18 protein-coding genes, 1 tRNA gene and 2 pseudogenes are annotated in these 18,643 nt (G+C 41.1%); 8 read left to right on the top strand and 13 right to left on the bottom strand.

Annotation, left to right across the window (positions count from 1 at the left end):
• Positions 1-72: 72 nt before the first annotated feature.
• From BEGALDRAFT_RS09870 to BEGALDRAFT_RS09855, 4 genes are read right to left on the bottom strand one after another with little or no spacing between them, the layout of a single operon-like run.
• Positions 73-1,035 (bottom strand): beta-ketoacyl-ACP synthase III, encoded by a 963-nt coding sequence (locus BEGALDRAFT_RS09870; protein WP_002686120.1) that lies wholly within the window; start codon positions 1,033-1,035, stop codon positions 73-75.
• Positions 1,032-2,063 carry a phosphate acyltransferase PlsX gene (gene plsX, locus BEGALDRAFT_RS09865; protein ID WP_002686119.1) on the bottom strand — a complete coding sequence of 344 codons (1,032 nt, stop codon included), beginning with the start codon at positions 2,061-2,063 and terminating at the stop codon, positions 1,032-1,034. The genes BEGALDRAFT_RS09870 and plsX overlap by 4 nt, the downstream gene beginning before the upstream one ends.
• A gap of 3 nt (positions 2,064-2,066) precedes the next feature.
• Positions 2,067-2,246, bottom strand: a complete 180-nt coding sequence (gene rpmF / locus BEGALDRAFT_RS09860) for a 50S ribosomal protein L32 (RefSeq protein WP_002686118.1) — start codon at positions 2,244-2,246, stop codon at positions 2,067-2,069.
• Between the two features lie 24 nt (positions 2,247-2,270).
• On the bottom strand, positions 2,271-2,783 hold the full coding sequence (locus BEGALDRAFT_RS09855; protein WP_002686117.1) for a YceD family protein: 513 nt from the start codon (positions 2,781-2,783) through the stop codon (positions 2,271-2,273).
• Positions 2,784-2,854: 71 nt separating this feature from the next.
• Here BEGALDRAFT_RS09855 and BEGALDRAFT_RS09850 point away from each other — a divergent pair, with 71 nt between their 5' ends.
• On the top strand, positions 2,855-3,463 hold the full coding sequence (locus BEGALDRAFT_RS09850) for a Maf family protein (protein WP_002686116.1): 609 nt from the start codon (positions 2,855-2,857) through the stop codon (positions 3,461-3,463).
• A 31-nt stretch (positions 3,464-3,494) separates the two neighbouring features.
• Here the strand turns inward: BEGALDRAFT_RS09850 and dcd are convergent, their stop codons facing one another.
• The 3 genes from dcd to BEGALDRAFT_RS09835 form a co-directional block, all read right to left on the bottom strand.
• The gene (gene dcd / locus BEGALDRAFT_RS09845; RefSeq protein WP_040295476.1) at positions 3,495-4,061 is read right to left on the bottom strand and encodes a dCTP deaminase; all 567 of its coding nucleotides are present in this window, start codon (positions 4,059-4,061) and stop codon (positions 3,495-3,497) included.
• Positions 4,062-4,138: 77 nt separating this feature from the next.
• Positions 4,139-5,230, bottom strand: a complete 1,092-nt coding sequence (apbC, locus tag BEGALDRAFT_RS09840) for an iron-sulfur cluster carrier protein ApbC (protein ID WP_002686114.1) — start codon at positions 5,228-5,230, stop codon at positions 4,139-4,141.
• Positions 5,231-5,331: 101 nt separating this feature from the next.
• Complete coding sequence (locus tag BEGALDRAFT_RS09835; RefSeq protein ID WP_198284632.1) at positions 5,332-5,739, bottom strand: CBS domain-containing protein; 408 nt, start codon at positions 5,737-5,739, stop codon at positions 5,332-5,334.
• Between the two features lie 277 nt (positions 5,740-6,016).
• On the opposite strand from BEGALDRAFT_RS09835, the gene BEGALDRAFT_RS09830 reads away from it, so the two are divergent.
• On the top strand, positions 6,017-7,399 hold the full coding sequence (locus tag BEGALDRAFT_RS09830) for an HsdM family class I SAM-dependent methyltransferase (RefSeq protein WP_002686112.1): 1,383 nt from the start codon (positions 6,017-6,019) through the stop codon (positions 7,397-7,399).
• A gap of 559 nt (positions 7,400-7,958) precedes the next feature.
• Here BEGALDRAFT_RS09830 and BEGALDRAFT_RS19605 read toward each other — a convergent pair.
• On the bottom strand, positions 7,959-8,411 hold the full coding sequence (locus tag BEGALDRAFT_RS19605; protein ID WP_002686111.1) for a pentapeptide repeat-containing protein: 453 nt from the start codon (positions 8,409-8,411) through the stop codon (positions 7,959-7,961).
• A gap of 351 nt (positions 8,412-8,762) precedes the next feature.
• Positions 8,763-9,296 carry a hypothetical protein gene (locus BEGALDRAFT_RS09820; protein WP_040294938.1) on the bottom strand — a complete coding sequence of 178 codons (534 nt, stop codon included), beginning with the start codon at positions 9,294-9,296 and terminating at the stop codon, positions 8,763-8,765.
• Positions 9,297-9,627: 331 nt separating this feature from the next.
• On the opposite strand from BEGALDRAFT_RS09820, the gene BEGALDRAFT_RS09815 reads away from it, so the two are divergent.
• The 3 genes from BEGALDRAFT_RS09815 (at position 9,628) to BEGALDRAFT_RS09805 (ending at position 11,402) form a co-directional block, all read left to right on the top strand.
• Positions 9,628-9,714, top strand: a tRNA-Leu gene (locus BEGALDRAFT_RS09815).
• Positions 9,715-9,953: 239 nt separating this feature from the next.
• Complete coding sequence (locus BEGALDRAFT_RS09810; RefSeq protein WP_002686110.1) at positions 9,954-10,622, top strand: DUF6901 family protein; 669 nt, start codon at positions 9,954-9,956, stop codon at positions 10,620-10,622.
• A 63-nt stretch (positions 10,623-10,685) separates the two neighbouring features.
• Positions 10,686-11,402: a DUF6901 family protein gene (locus BEGALDRAFT_RS09805; RefSeq protein WP_002686109.1), complete on the top strand. Its 717-nt coding sequence runs from the start codon at positions 10,686-10,688 to the stop codon at positions 11,400-11,402.
• Positions 11,403-11,515: 113 nt separating this feature from the next.
• On the opposite strand, the pseudogene BEGALDRAFT_RS09800 reads toward BEGALDRAFT_RS09805, so the two are convergent.
• Positions 11,516-12,374: pseudogene (locus BEGALDRAFT_RS09800) on the bottom strand (Rpn family recombination-promoting nuclease/putative transposase).
• 124 nt (positions 12,375-12,498) lie between these two features.
• Entirely contained in the window at positions 12,499-13,821 is a 1,323-nt protein-coding gene (gene argA / locus BEGALDRAFT_RS09795; RefSeq protein ID WP_002686107.1) for an amino-acid N-acetyltransferase, read from the bottom strand.
• A 244-nt stretch (positions 13,822-14,065) separates the two neighbouring features.
• Here argA and BEGALDRAFT_RS09790 point away from each other — a divergent pair, with 244 nt between their 5' ends.
• The 3 genes from BEGALDRAFT_RS09790 to queA all read left to right on the top strand — a co-directional run bounded on the left by BEGALDRAFT_RS09790 (position 14,066) and on the right by queA (position 17,211).
• Positions 14,066-15,223, top strand: coding sequence for a VWA domain-containing protein (locus BEGALDRAFT_RS09790; RefSeq protein WP_002686106.1), 1,158 nt, complete (start codon positions 14,066-14,068; stop codon positions 15,221-15,223).
• 50 nt (positions 15,224-15,273) lie between these two features.
• Positions 15,274-16,050: an enoyl-CoA hydratase gene (locus BEGALDRAFT_RS09785; protein WP_002686105.1), complete on the top strand. Its 777-nt coding sequence runs from the start codon at positions 15,274-15,276 to the stop codon at positions 16,048-16,050.
• A gap of 129 nt (positions 16,051-16,179) precedes the next feature.
• Positions 16,180-17,211 (top strand): tRNA preQ1(34) S-adenosylmethionine ribosyltransferase-isomerase QueA, encoded by a 1,032-nt coding sequence (queA, locus tag BEGALDRAFT_RS09780; RefSeq protein ID WP_040295473.1) that lies wholly within the window; start codon positions 16,180-16,182, stop codon positions 17,209-17,211.
• Here the strand turns inward: queA and BEGALDRAFT_RS18780 are convergent.
• Positions 17,196-17,582, bottom strand: a complete 387-nt coding sequence (locus BEGALDRAFT_RS18780; RefSeq protein ID WP_081484234.1) for an Rpn family recombination-promoting nuclease/putative transposase — start codon at positions 17,580-17,582, stop codon at positions 17,196-17,198. The two genes, queA and BEGALDRAFT_RS18780, sit on opposite strands and share 16 nt — an antisense overlap.
• Before the next feature lie 3 nt (positions 17,583-17,585).
• Positions 17,586-18,292: pseudogene (locus BEGALDRAFT_RS09775) on the bottom strand (transposase).
• Positions 18,293-18,643 lie beyond the last annotated feature (351 nt).

Genomic DNA, 18,643 nt, shown 5'->3' with positions numbered 1-18,643 from the left:
AGTTTAGAGAAATTGTTGTTTACGTGTGTTGCTAATATATCGCATTTTCAGGTTATTCGGTTGTTTTATCCATTAATAACGGACTAAAACAGCTCCCCATGTAAAGCCACCGCCAATGCCTTCTAGCAATAAATTTTGACCACGTTGAATGCGACCATCTCGCACAGCGGTATCCAGTGCTAAAGGGATAGAGGCAGCAGAAGTATTGCCATGGTGTGGAACGGTTACAATGACTTGTTCCATGGGCATTTTTAATTTTTTAGCCGTCGCACTGATAATGCGAATGTTCGCTTGATGGGGAACTAACCAGTTTATATCTGTTGTTTGTAGTTGGTTAGCTGTGAGGACTTCGTCGACCACTTCACTGAGCACTTTAACAGCAAATTTAAAAACTTCTGTACCTTGCATGGTTGTAAACCCATCACCACCAAGGATTTTACCTTGTTCTACATGCCCTGGTACGTGTAAATAATCTTTATAACTACCGTCGGCATGAAGGTGGCTTGATAGAATTCCCGCCTCTTCACTGGCTTCTAAAACAACAGCTCCCGCACCATCGCCAAAGAGGACACAGGTATTGCGGTCTTGCCAGTTGAGAATTCGGGAGTAGGTTTCAGCACCCACCACTAAAGCACGTTTTGCACTGCCTGATTTAATAAATTTATCCGCAATGCTGAGCGCGTAAATAAAACCACTGCAAACGGCTTGAACGTCAAACGCGGCGGCGGTGTGGTTATCTAAGCGGGCTTGTAATAAACAAGCGGTGCTGGGATAGATGCAATCAGGAGTTGTCGTTCCTAGAATAATTAAATCAATATCTGCAGGTGTACAATTGGCAGCAGTTAGTGCGCGACGTGCCGCGCGTTCAGCCATGTCACAAGTGCCTTCTCCGTCCGCTACAATATGCCGTTGGTGAATACCTGTCCGTTCAACAATCCATTCATGACTGGTATCGACGATTTTTTCCAAATCAGCATTTGTGACGACTCGTGCAGGTAGATAGCTACCTGTGCCAGCAATCCGAGAATAAATCAACCGACGTGCCTTCTTTCGCTGAGTAGTTCGGCTAGTTGGCTACTGATTTGCGCAGGTACGTTTTTACGTACTTCGACAATCGCTTCTTTGATTGCGCAACTAAAGGAAAAGATATCCGCACTGCCGTGACTTTTTACGACGATGCCGCGTAATCCTAATAGGCTAGCACCGTTATAGCGACGTGGGTCAATTTTTTCGCGCAGTTTTTGCAATACGGGTAAAGCAACAAGTCCAACTAGTCGGGTGAATAAGTTTCTGTTAAAGCTTTGTTTAACATGGTGGCTAATCATTTTTGCCACTCCCTCTGTTGTTTTAAGGGAAACGTTACCGACAAAGCCGTCACAGACCACGACATCTACTGTGCCTTTAAAAATATCATCGCCTTCTACGAATCCTATGTAGTTGATGATGTTAGTTTCGGACAGTAAACGCGCTGTTTCTTTGACTTTATCATTGCCTTTAATTTCTTCCTGACCAATATTGAGAAGTCCAACACGCGGATTGCTTAAGTTACCAACGGCACTGGTTAATACAGAACCCATGACTGCAAACTCAAAGAGATGTTCGGGGGTAGAATCAACATTCGCCCCTAAATCAAGCATGTGTACGGGATAACCTGTGATGGTGGGAAGTGCTGCAATAATGGCGGGGCGGTCTATACCAGGCAATGTTTTTAATACGTAGCGTGCCATTGCCATCAGCGCGCCTGTATTTCCTGCACTCACGCAGGCATCAGCACGTCCCTCTTTGACGAGGTTAATGGCAACACGCATAGAAGAGTCTTTTTTATTGCGTAGAGTTGACGAGGGCACTTCATCCATCGCGACGACTTGTGAAGCGTGTACGATGGATAACCGTTGTAGGATAGATGGGGGTTGTTGACCCAGTGCTTGTTCGAGCACAGTTTCATCTCCTACAAGGAGGAGTTGCACATCATCTATCTCTTTAAGGACGTTGATGGCAGCAGGAATGATCACAGAAACTCCATGATCGCCACTCATCGCGTCTAGCGCAATGCGAGGTATCAAGTGTTACTCACTCTTGCTGGGAAGAACTTGCCGACCTCTGTAGTAGCCGTCTGGACTGATGTGGTGACGGCGATGAGTTTCACCTGTGGTTGGTTCAATGGATAAGGTCGGCTTGGTTAAGAAATCATGTGCACGACGCATATCGCGTTTGGAGGAGGTTTTACGAGTTTGTTGAACAGCCATGGTAAATTCCTAACAGGTTATCAATTAGCTTTTTTTTAAGGTGCTCAGAATGGTAAAAGGATTCTGAACAGGTTTACTTTCAATTATCGGTGTTGAATCAGGTAATACGTAGTCATGTTGGGGGCATTGTTCGTGATAGGTCACGATAGGAATTGCCAACACAAGTTCGTCTTCAATCATATCAGATAAAGAAACGGGTGTTTTTTCTAATGTCAGTGCTTCAAAAGGTTCTGGCACGTCTTCTTCATCTTGTTCGCTGCGCAAAATCATGAGTGCTACAGGGGCATTTAGTTCGAAAACCATTGGCTGTAAACACCGTTGGCAAGTTATTACAAGCTGTGCTTTTAGTGTCCCTTGTATGATAGGGCGGGCTTGTTCATCTTTGCTAAATTGCCAATCTATCGCAACATCGCCTTGTGTATCACATAAACTATCATGAATCCGTGTCATTTGTGCGATAGGCAATAGCCCACGTAGGTTGACACCTTGTTGTGCGAGTCGGATGGGATCAATGAGTTCTGGCAGGTCTTTCAACATAAGCGCGTAATGATATAATCAAGATTTTTTCCTGTCAATCTAATTAACTGCTGGCTTTTTGCCTTTGACTTATGACAATACATTCTGGGTTTGCTTTACAAGGTTATACATTGGTGTTGGCTTCAACTTCACCATTTCGTAAAAATTTATTAACTCGTTTAGGGTTGCCTTTTGAGACGATTGCCCCACAAGTGGATGAAACGCCTTTAGTCGGTGAAACTCCATTAGCGTTGGTGACTCGTTTATCTATTTTAAAGGCGCAAGCTGTACAAACTGTTTATCCACGTGGTTTGATTATTGGTTCTGATCAGGTTGCTATTATTGACGGGGAAATTGTTGGTAAACCGCATACGCATGAAAATGCAGTACAGCAGTTGTCAAGGGCAAGTGGTAATACAGTCAGTTTTTTAACAGGACTGTGTTTGCTAAATAGTGTTACAGGTTTGTATCAGGTTGAAGTTATCCCGTTTAAAGTGGTTTTTCGTCCTTTAACGGCAACGCAAATCGAGAATTATTTACGATTAGAGCAACCTTATAACTGTGCAGGTAGTTTTCGCTCAGAAAGTTTAGGGATTGCTTTAATGGAGGCGATGCAGGGCGATGATCCAAACGCCTTAGTTGGTTTGCCTTTAATGCGATTAATTCGTTTATTGGAAAATGAGGGCGTGTGTTTGATTTAATAATAAACTCTCCCTCATTTGTATAAATTCTTTAAGTTTTAGGCAATGTTACGCCACGTTGTCCTTGATATTTTCCACCTCGATCTTTGTAAGAGGTTTCGCACAATTCATCCGCGCCTAAAAACAGAACTTGGGCAACGCCTTCATTAGCATATATTTTAGCGGGTAGCGGGGTTGTGTTGGAAAACTCTAGGGTTACATGTCCTTCCCATTCAGGTTCTAAAGGGGTGACATTGACGATAATGCCACACCGTGCATAGGTGGACTTGCCAACGCAAATAACGAGCACATCGCGGGGAATGCGGAAGTATTCAACACTACGAGCGAGTGCAAAGGAGTTTGGCGGAATAATGCAAATGTCTGCAATAACGTCGACAAAACTGCCTGCATCGAAGTGCTTGGGGTCAACAATTGTCGAGTTGATATTGGTAAAAATTTTGAATTCATTTGCACAGCGCAAGTCGTAGCCATAGCTGGACGTGCCATAAGAAACAATTCGCCCTGATGCATCTGCTTTAACTTGATCAGGGGTAAATGGCTCTATCATGCCATGATTTTCCGCCATTTGGCGTATCCAATTATCTGATTTAATGCCCATTGTCGTGATAAAAAACCAGTGCATTGTCATGAGGGTACGACAATGCACTGGTATTGGTTTAGTAGTGGAAAAAGTGTTTAGGTATTTTGAACCATGATGGTTGGGAATTTATTGCTATAGTCTTTCGCTTGCAATGACAGTTTACCTGTGACACGGCGTGCAATCTCTAAATACATTTGTGCAATTTTGCCGTCAGGATTGGCAATAACCGTCGGTTGCCCATTATCAGCATCCTCACGAATTTGGATGTCTAACGGTAATGCGCCTAGAAAATCAACCTTGTGCTCTTTTGCCATTCGCTCACCACCGCCAACGCCAAAAATATGTTCGGCATGTCCGCATTGACTACAGATGTGGATACTCATGTTTTCCACAATGCCTAAAACAGGCACGTTGACTTGTTCAAACATTTTTAAGCCTTTCAGCGCGTCAATCAAGGCAATATCTTGTGGCGTGGTCACAATAACTACGCCACTCACAGGAATCTTTTGCACTAAGGTTAATTGGGTATCACCTGTTCCAGGGGGTAAATCGATGACTAAATAGTCTAAATCGCGCCAATTAGTATCCCGCAATAATTGTTCTAGTGCTTGCATTACCATAGGACCCCGCCAAATCGTGGGGGCATCTTCTTCTACTAAATAACCAATAGACATGGATTGCAAATGGTAGCGAATAATCGGCTCTAATGTCCGACCATCTTTAGATTCTGGCTTTTCTTTCACGCCTAACATACGTGGTTGACTAGGTCCATAAATATCTGCATCTAAAAGACCAACGGTTGCCCCTTCTGCGGCAAGTGCTAATGCAAAATTAACAGCTGTCGTTGATTTACCAACACCACCTTTACCTGAGGCAATAGCAATAACATTTTTAACCCCTTGTAGGGGTTTAACGCCTTTTTGCACGGCGTGTGTAATGACTTTATTGCTAATACTGACAGTTACTGTGCTAACGCCTTGGATACCACTGACTAATTGCTGTAATTGCTTTGTCAGCACAGCGTTATAACTTTTACTGGGATAACCGAATTGAATATCTAGCGCAACCTTATCGCCATCAATTTGAATAGATTTAATCGCTTTTGCAGAGATTAAATCTTTTTGTAGATAGGGGTCTACATAAGATTGAATGGCAAATTCGACCTGTTGTTGTGTAATAGCGGTCATTGGGAACTTCTCCTAAAAATAAATATGGACAGTCTCTTAATCCTTAAGCAACGATTCTATTCAATATACCTGTTCAACAATAATCTGTTTTCTTTATGCGTTTATGCTTGGGCGAGTCTTTCCATTAAGTGAATGGCTAACTTGACAAAATCTGCTTCGGTTAACATTCCTGTCAACTGTTGATCTCTAAAAACAGGTAAACAACCATGTTTTTGTTCTAAGATAAAACGAGCAGCTTCTAATAAATTGGTGCTCTCTTGTGCAACGACAACCTCTGTTAGCATCACTTGACTGAGCGGAATCCCCGATTCAATTTCTATACGCTCTTGCGGTTCTATATCTGCAAGTTCTGAAACTGAGAGTGCTAAAATGTCATGTTTTGTGATTAATCCCAAAAATGTGCCATGATTGTCCACAATAGGAATATGACGGATATGTTTATCAAGCATTAATTGCCGTGCCTGATGAACCGTGTCTGTTGGCTTGAGTGTGTATAATCGGTGACTCATGAGCTCTTTGACAGTAATCATTTAATAATCGACCTCTCTCAGGTGACAAAACACTTATTATGTGCTTAATAGTATCATGCATGATAGCACGAGGTACGGAACAAGGACGCTGTAAACGCCTATGGATCAGAACACACTGTATTCATCATACTATATCAGTGTAAATAACCAGTTTTACGCAATTTCAAAACACAAATATTGCGTAAATTCTATCTTTAGGACGTGTTATTGCATAATGCTAGTGAGATAACGGCTAGCAGTTTATTATAAAGGTAATATGGATACACGAGAGATTGCACAAAAACTTTGGGAGCCCGCAAAAGCGTTACAAGAAAATGGGCTTGCTTATCATGAGTACGTGGATAACTTAACGTGGCTACTATTTTTGAAAATAGCCCCCGCTATCGATTTAATTGAACAATTGCCTGTTCATTTAAACTGGCGTGTTTTATTAACAACGCCAACCCCCTCACGACTTGCTTATTATCAACAAGCACTAATGACGTTAAGACAAAGTGCTCACCCCAGTATCGCCGCGCTTTTTTCACAAGCTCGTACCCAACTTAAAAATGCACAGGAATTAAATCAACTGATTGATGTCTTAAGTATCTTAGATGATGTAGTCATTGACGATTTAGGGGAAATTTATGGCGAGTTTTTAGACCGCTATGCACTGGATGACCACGAGCACGTTGTGCCACCACGCTCACTTGTAGATACCCTCATTATTTTGACACAACCCCAAGCGGGTGAAGTGATTCATGACCCCGTCGCAGACATTGCAGGCTTTTTAGTTGCTGCTGACCAATATATACAAGTGACCTGTGATTATGAAACACAACCAGAAGATGAAACGATACCAACCTATGCAAAATCAACCCTCTTAGGGATTGAACAAGATTTAACCCGTCAACGGTTAGCCATCATGCACTGTTTATTACATGAAATTGATGATAAACCACATCTTCCTGTGCAATGGGGAAACAGCTTATTAATGGAGCGACATCAAGTACCCCATATTGATTTGGTTCTAAGCTCCCTTGTTTCTGTGACAGATATCCATCACGAAACAGTGCAACAGACCCAAACTTTAGCTTTGCTACGTCATTGTTATCGTAATTTAAAACCTAAAGGACGTGCCGCGATTATTGTGCCTGATAGTTTGTTACATGCAACAGGACATGCTCAACGTGTTAGAAAAGAACTATTAGATAATTTTGTAGTACATACCATTTTACGATTACCACACGGCGTATTTTATCCGCATCAAATTCCTGCCCATGTACTGTTTTTCTACCGCAGTGAATCTGCACTAGAATGCACACAACAAGTATGGTTTTACGATATGCGCAGCCAATCAGTCGGTTTTGGGCGACATCTGCGGTTAAATCGACAACATTTAATGGGGTTTGAAACAGTTTTCGGCGAAGATTGTTATGGCACAAGCCCACGCCAAGAAGAAGGCAAAACAAGCCGCTGGCATAGTTATAGTCGCCAATGGTTAGCGAAAAATGAAGATAATTTAGACCTAGCTTATTTGCAAGAAGAGACACATGAGCCAATTGACTCAATATATTATGCAGGACACGAAAGTATTTGGACGTTTCTAGAAAGCGCAGTTGCTGAATTGGAAGATTTACGCGATTTATTAGGGGATTAGACTAATCTAAATACAATAAAAAATGGTTTTTTGGGATATATATTCACGATGGACAAGAAAGAAACAATATGCTTAGTTTTACTAAGCTTTTTAATAACACCAACGGTTTATGCAAATGTCGTATAGCCTGCTTTATACGTTGAAAGCTATATGCTCTCAGTTCCAATAATATCTTTAAGTCTATTGATTGAATTATTATTTTTAAACGATTATTTAATCTAAACTTTAAAAATGCTATTTACTATACAGTTACAGCAAATTTTGTTTCAGCTTTATTAGGGGTTATTTTACTTCCGCTTTCTGGCATTGCATGGGAAATCTTCCCAAACTCGCTTTTTTACTTCTTTTTAAATTGGGGAACGTTTCATCTTATTACATGGTTTTCTGTGCCGATACTTGGAGGTGCAACAAATGCTGTTATAGAATTGCTAACAATTAAAAAAATTTGGAAACAACCCATTAATGAAAGAAGATTTTTTCTAACATGGATAATCAATGCAATTACGGTAGGCGTTGCAACGATTTGGGTTATCAAAGACTATTTTCTTGGGGTCATGAGTTAACGCTTTGTACCATCCAAGTTTGCACCAATTGCACCGTCTAACTTAGCATCCTTAATAATTGCACCACCCATATCCGCCCCTGACAAATTCGCGCCCCGTAAATTCGCGCCTCGCAAGTTAGCCCCGCGTAAATTTGCACCACTTAAATTTGCATTGCTTAAATTTGCACCGCGCAGATTGACACGACGCAATTCCGCATTTGACAAATTAGCTCCAACTAAATCAGCCCCCCGTAAATTCGTCCCCCGTAACCGCGCCCGACTTAAGTCCGCACCGCGCAGTTTAGCCCGTGCAAGGTTAGCACCCGCTAAACTCGCACCATCTAAGCTACAACGCGGACAGTTTTTCGACGTTTTTAGCTTTTCGACATGAGTAGAGTTGGCGGCAAATGAAGGGGAGAGTGTCCCTATAAATAATGCTAGGCTGATGATAATTAGAATTCTTTTCATGAGTCGGCTATCGTTAAATGGTGATCAGAAAAAGTCATCAAGACTAACTCGCATAGTTTGAACCAATTCCCTGCTTTTTACGACGCGGAGAAGGGACAATCTGGAAATGAGACAATATTTTAATTGCCATTCTTAATCCTTATTCTAATAGAATAGCATTACTCTAACTGTTTGTGTTATAGATTTTGTATTTATTCACATCAGTTAATCAAATTTATCTAATAAATAAGTATGATAATCACTGATTAATTGCAGGTAAATATGCAAAATATAAGCCGTTATTTATTGTTTCAAGTGGCAAGCTGATTTGCTGTGCCACTTAAATTTATAACAGACAGTTAAAGCGAAAAACTATACAGAAGAATCAGGGACTTTAGGCACTGCTTCTGGTTTTAATTTAAACAACAATTTATCTACAACTTGAGTGCTAGGATTATAGAAAACAGTAACCTGATAATTTGTCGCAGAGCCATATAACATCCGCTCTGATACGTAATATTCTAACTTAGGTAACAATTCTATCAGCGTTGAAATGCTAAACAACGCCATACTTTGCACACCTGTGGTTGCTGTAGTTGGTTTGACATCTACTTTACCTCTTGCATCCGCTATTGCTCTTAACCACTTACCTAGACGCTCAGGAATTTTATTAATGGTAAATGCCTCTACAGGTTTTACTTCAATATTTCCATAACCATCGCTCATATAACTGGACAATGAGCTATCAAAAGATTCACCATCAATAAACGGTAAACTTTCTGTTTGCCCGCTCATATTTTCCATTGAAGCTGTTGATTGTGATGAAGTAGGAAGAGAAGGTAAGCTACTGCAGGCTTGTAACACCACAAAAGACAGTAAAGAAATCACAAATAATGAACGTTTCAAGCAGAACTCCTTCTTATGAATTAAAACAAAGAATTATCATTATATTAAGTAGAATACATTTTAAGAAATTAAGGTAGTATGATAACTGCAATCTTGCCATGCAATGACCCTACTGAAGGAAAATCATACCAGACATCTTAGTCAGCAAGACATATTGTGGCGTATTTTTCCTAATTTGTAATGCAACAAGCGGCTTTTATAAGAAAGATTCATGCAAAAATCTAATGTGAACATAAAAAAAATGTTTTTTGCGTAAAAAAACTTTACTTTTTTTCTATAGTAATTAAAATAACCCGCTTACATAGTTAGTTTATCAGCCCCTCAAGACCATGCCGGAGTGGCGAAATTGGTAGACGCGCCAGACTCAAAATTTGGTAGTGGCAACACTGTGTCGGTTCGAGTCCGACCCCCGGCACCATTCATACAATAAATACCTCACTCCCTCAAACTTGTGTATTTTCTTTTACATAATGGCTTGTAAAATCTATTAATTGATTTTATACCAATCGATTAAGGTTGTTATTTTAGAATAAAGCCAGCCTATTTATGCGATTAATACCCCATAATATTTGCATTGGCATAAAACTCGCTTAGATATAAAAAACTTGGGATGTCATTACAACAGACGTTAGGGCAATAACAATCAGGTATCTGTCTATGTATATCGAATATACCTTCACAATGGATGATGGAAAGGTCTTGAACTACAAAGTTGAGTTTTATAGACCCAGAGAACATCTATTAGAACAAGACAAATACCCCCATTGGACGCTTTTAGAATTTCACCAATGTCCTAACTGCCCCCTACAAAAATCACACTATTCCCATTGTCCCCCCGCCATTGATGCCTACGAAATCCTACTTGGGTTTGCCGATATTATTTCCTGTCATGAAGTCGATATTCATGTAAAAACGCCAGAACGTGAATACTTTAAACGAACCGATGCCCAGACAGGGCTACGTGCAATTATCGGTTTTGTGATGGCAAGTAGTGCATGTCCACTCCTTTCTAAAATGCGAGGAATGGCTTATTATCATCTACCCTTTGCGTCATTGGATGAAACAGTCTTTCGTGTGACGGCTTCCTATATGTTAGAACAGTATTACAATCATAAGAAAAACAGAGCTGTAGATTTAGACTTTACAAATTTAAAACAACGTTTTAAAGAAACCCAAACCGTTAATTATCATTTTTTAGAACGTATCCGTGCAGCAACTGAGGCAGATTCCAACCTAAACGTACTCGCCACACTATTCACCATCTCATCTATGTTGTCTTTATCGTTGGAAAGACACCTAAAAGATATAGAATATTTGTTTGATTAATCACTCAATCAAGATTAAAGTTCTGATGTGCATAAGCGATGTGTGACCAAAGAGTACCCCACTATGTTCGACAGTCGGCAAATGTTTATTGAATACACTTTCACAATGGATGATGGCAAAGTCTTACAATACAAAATTAATTTTGAAAGACCCCGCCCCAACCTCCTTAACAAAGAAGACTACCCACAGTGGACAGAATTAGATTTCCATCAATGTAGTAATTGTCCTTTAGAAACTAAATCTCATTCACACTGTCCTGCAGCAATAGACGCAAAAGAAATTATTTTAGGATTTCGCGAGATTTTATCGTGTAGTGCAGCCGATGTACGGGTTAAAACACCAGAGCGGGAATATATCAAACGCTCAGACGCACAAACAGGATTGCGGGCATTAATTGGCTTTGTGATGGCAACAAGTGCCTGTCCTTTACTTTCAAAAATGCGTGGCATGGCACATTATCACCTACCCTTTGCCTCGCTAGATGAAATCGTCTTTCGTGTTACCTCCTCTTATTTATTAACACAATACTACATCCATCAAGATGGCGGTGTTGCTGATTTAGAATTGAACGGCTTAAAGAAATTCTATGAGGAAATGCAGACGCTTAATTACGATTTTTTACAACGCATTCGAGCAGCCAGCGAAGCTGATTCCAATTTAGATGTTTTATCGACCTTATTCTCGATTTCTGCGTTACTTTCCCTCCGCTTAGAACCCCATTTAGAAAAGTTAAAACCCTTATTTGTTGATAAAAACATGACAAATAACACAAAAAAATAGTAGCGATATTAAGAGAAGGTATATGAAAACATTCAGTTTTTAAAATAGCTAAAGCTATTTAGCTCCTGAACTTGCTGTTTAATTTATAAAATCTCGCAGAGCTCAGATTATGACTAGAATGACAACTGTTCGATTTCTTCGCGCGTTAATCCCGTTGCAACCATAATAAGCTCAAGAGGGACATCGTTTTTTTTCAATGCGATTGCAACTTTCATTTTTTCTTGCGCGATTCCTATCTCAATCCCTTCCTGTTTAGCGGTATCAAGCACATTGATGAAATCGCGGTAGTATTTCAAACTCAATTCATACGCATGTCGGTCTTCATAACTCATATTCGCTAATTTCGCTAACGCAAAAGCGTCTTCGATAATATCGCCTTGAAATTCTCTCGGCATATCGTCAAATGTCACCAATTCACGCAGAAAATATAACCACCATTCCAGATGATTCGCTAATTCGGATTCTTGCTTTTTGAATTTCGCCATTTCTATGTAAATGAAGTTCAATTTCTTAAACATGACTTCTTTACTGTAAATATCGGTAATTTGTCCGAAATGTAAGTAATGGTCATCGGGAAAACTGGCTAAAGAGAAGTCTAAAATCCCAATGAAATAAATCGGGGTTAATTCAAAGTCCCATTTGCCTTTTTTGGCTTGGTCTTGAATTAAGAAACTGGCGTAATAGGTAGCGCGGTCTTGAAAGTGTTCTTGTTTTGCACGTTGTAATTCAACAATGAATTCCTGATTTTTTTCATCCCGACAATAAATATCAAAGATGGCGCGTCGGTCTTCTTCTAACATGCCGAGTTTTTCGATATTTTTAAATTCTAAGCTGACAATTTTGTGTTTTATCGGTAATAAATCATTGAGGAAGCTGATGAGTAGGGGTTTACTTTCTTCACTGCCGAAGTATTTTTTTAAAGCCAAAATCGGTGAAGGGGTTGATGAATGTGCCTAGAGATTTGTCGGTCATGTTGTGTTTCCAACGTTAGTTTTATTTATCGTTAAATTTAGGTTATTTCCGTGTAGAAAACTTTCATTCAGGGCAAGCATATTATTTAATAAATTAAATTTCATAATATTGCTTGCCCTGATGCTTAAAGTTGTTTAATGAATACTTTAGAGTTGCGTTGGTAGTTGTAAAGCCCGCGTCGAGCAACAGGGAGTACGTCGATGTTGGCGGCAATAAATCCGCGTTCTTGAAACCAGTGGGCGGTGTGGGTGGTGAGGACAAAAAGACAACGAACGCCCATTCGGCGAGCTTCTCGTTCTGCATAAGCCAGTAACATGTCGCCACGGTCTGAGCCTTGATAGGCTGGGTGTACGGCAACGCAAGCGAGTTCTGCCATGTTTTCTTCGGTAAAGGGGTAGATAGCCGCGCACGCGATAATCATGCCGTCACGTTCTTGTAGGGTGAAATGGTTGATTTCCATTTCTAATTTTTCGCGGGAGCGTCTGACTAGTATGCCTGCTTCTTCTAATGGGCGGATGAGTTCAATTAAGCCTGCTACATCATCAATGGTGGCTTTGCGCAGGTGTTCAAAGGGGTCTGTACTGATTAATGTGCCAACGCCATCACGGCTAAAGAGTTCCATGAGTAACGCGCCATCAATGTCGTCGGTGACTAAATGCACTCGATGCACGCCTTTTTGACAGGCACGAATTGCATTGGCAAGTTGGCGTTTTATGTGGTCGGGTAAGGTGCTGGTGGTTAAAAAGCGTTGGGCTTCTAGCAAGGTAAACTGTTGAACTAATCGCCCTTCGTGGTCGAAAATGCCTTCGGCTTCAGTTAAACAAACCCATTTATGGGCGCGTAACCCAATGGCGACCTCGGTAGCTACTTCTTCAGTCAGTAGGTTAAAGGCTTCGCCTGTGGGTGAGTAGCCCATTGGGGGGACAAGGACGATGCAGCCTTCATCTAAACGGCGCGTAATGGCTTCTGTGTCAATGCGTCGAACTTCGCCTGTATAGATGTAGTCCACACCATCGCGCACGCCAACAGGGCGAGCCGTGATAAAGTTACCTGATGCGGTTCGAATACGTACATCAGCAGTTGGGGAGTTTGTAAGACCCATCGATAAATAGCTTTCAATGATACTGCTGACTTCACCACAAGCAGCTTTAACGCAACTTAGCGTAATTTCATCAGTAATACGTAATCCATTGGCATAGTTTGGCTTTTGCCCGCGAATTGCGAGTTCTTCATCAATTTGGGTACGCACGCCGTGAATTAATACGATACGAATGCCAAGACTATTTAGTAAGGCAATATCATGAATGAGATTTCTAAAATAGGGGCTTTGTACGGCTTCTCCCACAAAGCTAATCACAACGGTTTTTCCCCGATGTGCATGAATATAGGGGGAGGCTTGCCGAAACCATTCGACGAACTGCTGGGAATATTCAGATTCAGATGACATATCGATGTGTTACAGGGTATGGAAAAGGTAAAAAAGTATAGGGCAAATAGGGGAATTATGTTATGGACAATCTGGGGATTTTGTAGGGGGAAGCGAAAACTTATTTATTCATATTTTACAATTTAATAGATAATTTACATGGGTAATGATTGATGTGTGATAAGAAATTTAAACACGCTTACGATTTTCACTTATACTTTAGCCATATCGGCATGAACAGACTTTATTAAAGGTAACTCATATCATGGTAGATAATGCAGAGCGTTTGCGGCGTTGGCGGTTGTTATTGGGGGGCGGTGCGGCAGATGGGACGGGTTGCCAATTGGGCAAAGAGGATACTCGCCTCGATAGCACCTTGTCGCAGTTATACGATAGCGATTCGCGTAAAGGGGGGCTAGGCAGTTCTGCACCAAATATTGCTCGTTGGTTAGGCGATATTCGCGAATATTTCCCGCAAAGCGTTGTCCAAGTCATGCAAAAAGACGCGATAGAGCGTTTAAATTTAGGTGCGTTACTCTTGCAACCTGAGCTTTTAGAAACGTTAGAAGCAGATGTCCATTTAGTGGCAAACATCGTTTCGCTTAATCGTTCTATGCCTGAAAAGACGAAAGAAACCGCGCGTTTAGTTGTCAATAAAGTAGTTAATCAGTTATTGGAAAAACTGGAATTAACCATGCAGCAAGCGGTGCGTGGCAGTTTAAACCGCGCAAGACGAAATAACCGCCCACGTCATGCAGAAATCGACTGGTTACGTACTATTCGCGCCAATTTAAAACATTATCAAGCTGATTATAAAAGTATTATTCCACAAACCTTAATCGGTTATGCCCGTAAACAACGGCGCACATTACAAGATATTATCCTCTGTGTTGACCAATCAGGCTCAATGGCAAGTAGCGTGGTTTATGCCAGCATTTTTGCGGCGGTCATGGCATCTATTCCAGCCGTTAAAACTCAGATGATTGTTTTTGATACGGTTGTTATGGATTTAACGGACATGCTGGTCGACCCTGTCGATGTGCTATTCGGCACACAATTAGGCGGGGGCACAGATATTAATAACGCACTCGCTTATTGTGAAAAATTAGTAACGAAACCTGAAGATACAACTTTAGTCTTAATCACCGATTTATACGAAGGTGGCGATGCTAAAGCCCTCGTCGGGCGGGCAGCCAATTTAGTGCGGGCGGGCGTACAAGTCATTACTTTATTAGCGTTAAATGATGACGGTTCGCCCATTTATGACACCCGCTTAGCGCAAGCTTTTGCCAGCTTGGGCATTCCAACCTTTGCTTGTACCCCTGACCAATTCCCCGATTTAATGGCGATTGCTTTAAGTCGTCAAGATATTAGCCAATGGGCAGCTACCAATAATATAGTCTTAGCCAGTAGTATTAATTAAAATAATTTCTATAACAATAAGTTAAGTTTATAACCACCAAAGGAAACCCCATGAACTACAACAATCTTCTGCTGGAAATTCATGATAATGTTGCGCTTATCAAATTAAATCGCCCCAAAGCCCTTAACGCATTATCCCCTGAACTCATGCAAGAATTAACGGATGCGTTAGACAGTTGCGAAGCTGACCCTGCTATTCATGTGATGATTTTAACAGGCAATGAAAAAGCCTTTGCGGCAGGGGCAGACATTAAAGCCATGAAAGACTTTAGCTATATGGATGCCTATAAACAGAACTTTATCACGCGAGACTGGGAACGTTTAACCCGTTGCCGTAAACCTGTGATTGCCGCAGTTGCAGGCTACGCACTGGGAGGCGGGTGTGAAGTAGCGATGATGTGCGACTTTATCATTGCTGCCGACAATGCCAAATTTGGTCAACCTGAAGTAAATATCGGCATTATGCCCGGTGCGGGCGGTACGCAACGCCTAACTCGCTTAATTGGCAAATCTAAAGCCATGGAAATGTGTTTAACAGGGCGCATGATGGATGCGCAAGAAGCAGAACGGGCGGGTTTGGTTAGTCGTATTGTCCCTACAGACAAACTCCTTGATGAAGTCATGAGTACCGCCACCCAAATTGCAAAACTCTCACAACCCGTTGTTATGATGGCGAAAGAATGCGTTAATCGTGCTTATGAAAGCAGTTTAGCGGAAGGTTTGCTATTTGAACGTCGCGCCTTTCATGCTGCTTTTGCCTTAGAAGACCAAAAAGAAGGCATGGCAGCCTTTACCGAGAAACGCCCGCCGAATTTTCAACATCGTTAATTCCCTTGTGTAACCAATTATTAACACTTAAGCGCGATGAACAAGCATTTTTCTAACGTGCTTAAGTGTATTACATTCTCTAGAATACACGGTTTCGATTTAATCCTTTTTTGAAAAATGCCAATGATGATGCGTCGTTCCGATTTTAACTACGAATTACCCCCTGAATTAATCGCCCAATATCCTAGCCCAACACGTACAGGAAGCCGTTTATTATTCGTCGACACCCGTAAACAACAATTGACCAATCATACTTTTAAAGAATTTCCCCAGTTTTTAGACGAAAAAGATTTACTCATCTTTAACAATACGAAAGTCATCCCCGCACGATTATTTGGACAAAAAACCACAGGCGGGCGGGTAGAAATCTTAGTCGAGCGGGTGTTAGACCAACACCGATTTTTAGGGCAAATGCGAGCGAGTAAACCACCAAAACCTGAAACGGCAATACAGTTAGAAGGCGGTATAACCGTTATTGTTATCGGTAAAATCGATAACTTTTTCGAATTACGCTTTGAAGATGAACGCCCGGTTTATGAAATTTTAGAAGCCATCGGACATATTCCGTTACCGCCTTATATCGACCGTCAAGACGACAATATCGACCAATCGCGTTATCAAACCGTTTACGCGCAAAATTTAGGCGCGGTCGCAGCACCTACAGCGGGGTTACATTTTGACCAAACCTTATTGGATGAAATTAGCGCGAAAGGGATACAACAAACATTTGTAACCTTACATGTCGGCGCGGGCACATTTTCCCCGATTCGGGTGGACGATTTAAGCCAGCATGTGATGCACAGCGAATGGGTATCAGTCTCTGAGTCGGTTTGTGAACAAATTCGTGCAACGCGGGCGCGGGGTGGGCGGGTGGTTGCAATTGGGACAACGGCAGTGCGGGCATTAGAAACCGCTTCGCAATCAGGCGAGATACAGCCTTATGAAGGGGAAACACGCTTATTTATTACCCCAAGTTACGTCTTTAAAAGCGTGGATGCATTGTTAACCAACTTTCATTTGCCTGAATCGACTTTATTAATGTTGGTTTCTGCCTTTGCAGGCACAGAATTCACCTTACAAGCCTATCGTTACGCTGTACAAGAAAAATATCGCTTTTTTAGCTATGGGGATGCAATGTGGATTAATCATCGGGCGGGATAATGAGCGTTATGTAAATCCGCCTCTGATAAACCTGTGATTTGCAGAATTATTGCTAACGACATGCCTTGTTGTTTTAATTGTTCTGCGATGGCTAACTTCGCTTTTAGCTCTCCTTCTGCTAACCCTTCGTAATGTCCCTCTTTACGAGCAGTTTCTATGACTGCTTGATTTGACCAGTAATCTAATAAACTTTGCTGATATTGTTTAGCTTGGCGGGGTTTTAAATTAACAATTTCCGCTGTATGAAAGGCTTTTTGAAAAACGGGTTCGTTTAAAATTTCAGGGATTACATCTAACGTGGATAAGTTCTTGAGAAAATAAACCCATTTTTCAAAGTGGTTACTTAACTCAACGCGAGTACGGCGAAAAATGACTTAAATAAAAATAGGTTGAGAAGGATTTAACAAATTAAAGCGCTCATCAAGTTTAGGATTAATACGAGACATCAAAGAAGGCTTATGGAGCTTCCAAGTGTAAGCAATAAGCCCCGCAATGACATTGACCATAAATCCCAAGACACTGCGATGGCGCGTATGTTCAATCTGAGTGAATGATTTAAGCTGACCGATAACGGTTTCTATTAAGGAACGTTTTTTTAGCATTATCGTATCAAATTCACTGAAGTGCAATTTAAAGCCAAAATACCACCCAATAGAGTTCTTCCCCCGTTGTGCAAGGTTTGCAAAGGTTTTATGGTGTGAAATTCGCCGATTGTGGCAAACCTTTAACGGGGTTGAGTCAATGAAGGCAATCCCGCGAGAGTTTACCCGCCGACTGTGCAAGTAGGCACTGAGCGGTATCATCACTGACTGGGATAACTCAACAAACCGTTGATAACTGACCCGTTTCGGAAACGCCCCCCGAGAACATGCGGGACATAGTGGGTATAAAATCCTTTGAAATGGCGTTGATTAGACTGATGAAATAACACTAGCAAGGTCATCACTTCCGACGGGGACATTATCCCATCTCGCTGACTTTTCTTGAGATTTCCTTCTTCTAACAACATTTGTTCCCATAAGGGTATAAACCATTTACAAAAGTCGTCGATTGAGCAGAACAGGATTGTTATCATATCCATGGTTGTACCTTTGGAAAGTGGGGGTGGACGTTTGGTGATGTTCCATTATCCCTACTTTTCCTTTAGGTATAACTTTTTATTTCTTCCATTCCGCTTTTATCATTAATCCTCTGTTTTATATCTATTATCTCGCCGCACTCGCGTTATCTACCTGAATTCTACGGAATTTTACAAAATAAAACAGAGACCTGCTAGGTTTTTAAACCCTAGCAGGTCTTTTTTTGTCTGAATCAGAATTCACAGAATTTTCAGAATTAGCAGAATTAAAAAGCGTGATTCACCTTAATTTCTTGGTTTAAGGGGTTTAAATTCTGTTAATTCTGAAAAATTTTGTGAATTCTGATTCAGACA

Source organism: Beggiatoa alba B18LD (genome assembly GCF_000245015.1).
Lineage (GTDB): Bacteria > Pseudomonadota > Gammaproteobacteria > Beggiatoales > Beggiatoaceae > Beggiatoa > Beggiatoa alba.
The sequence above is the reverse complement of the archived record's forward strand: the minus strand, read 5'-3'. Positions and strand labels throughout refer to the sequence as shown.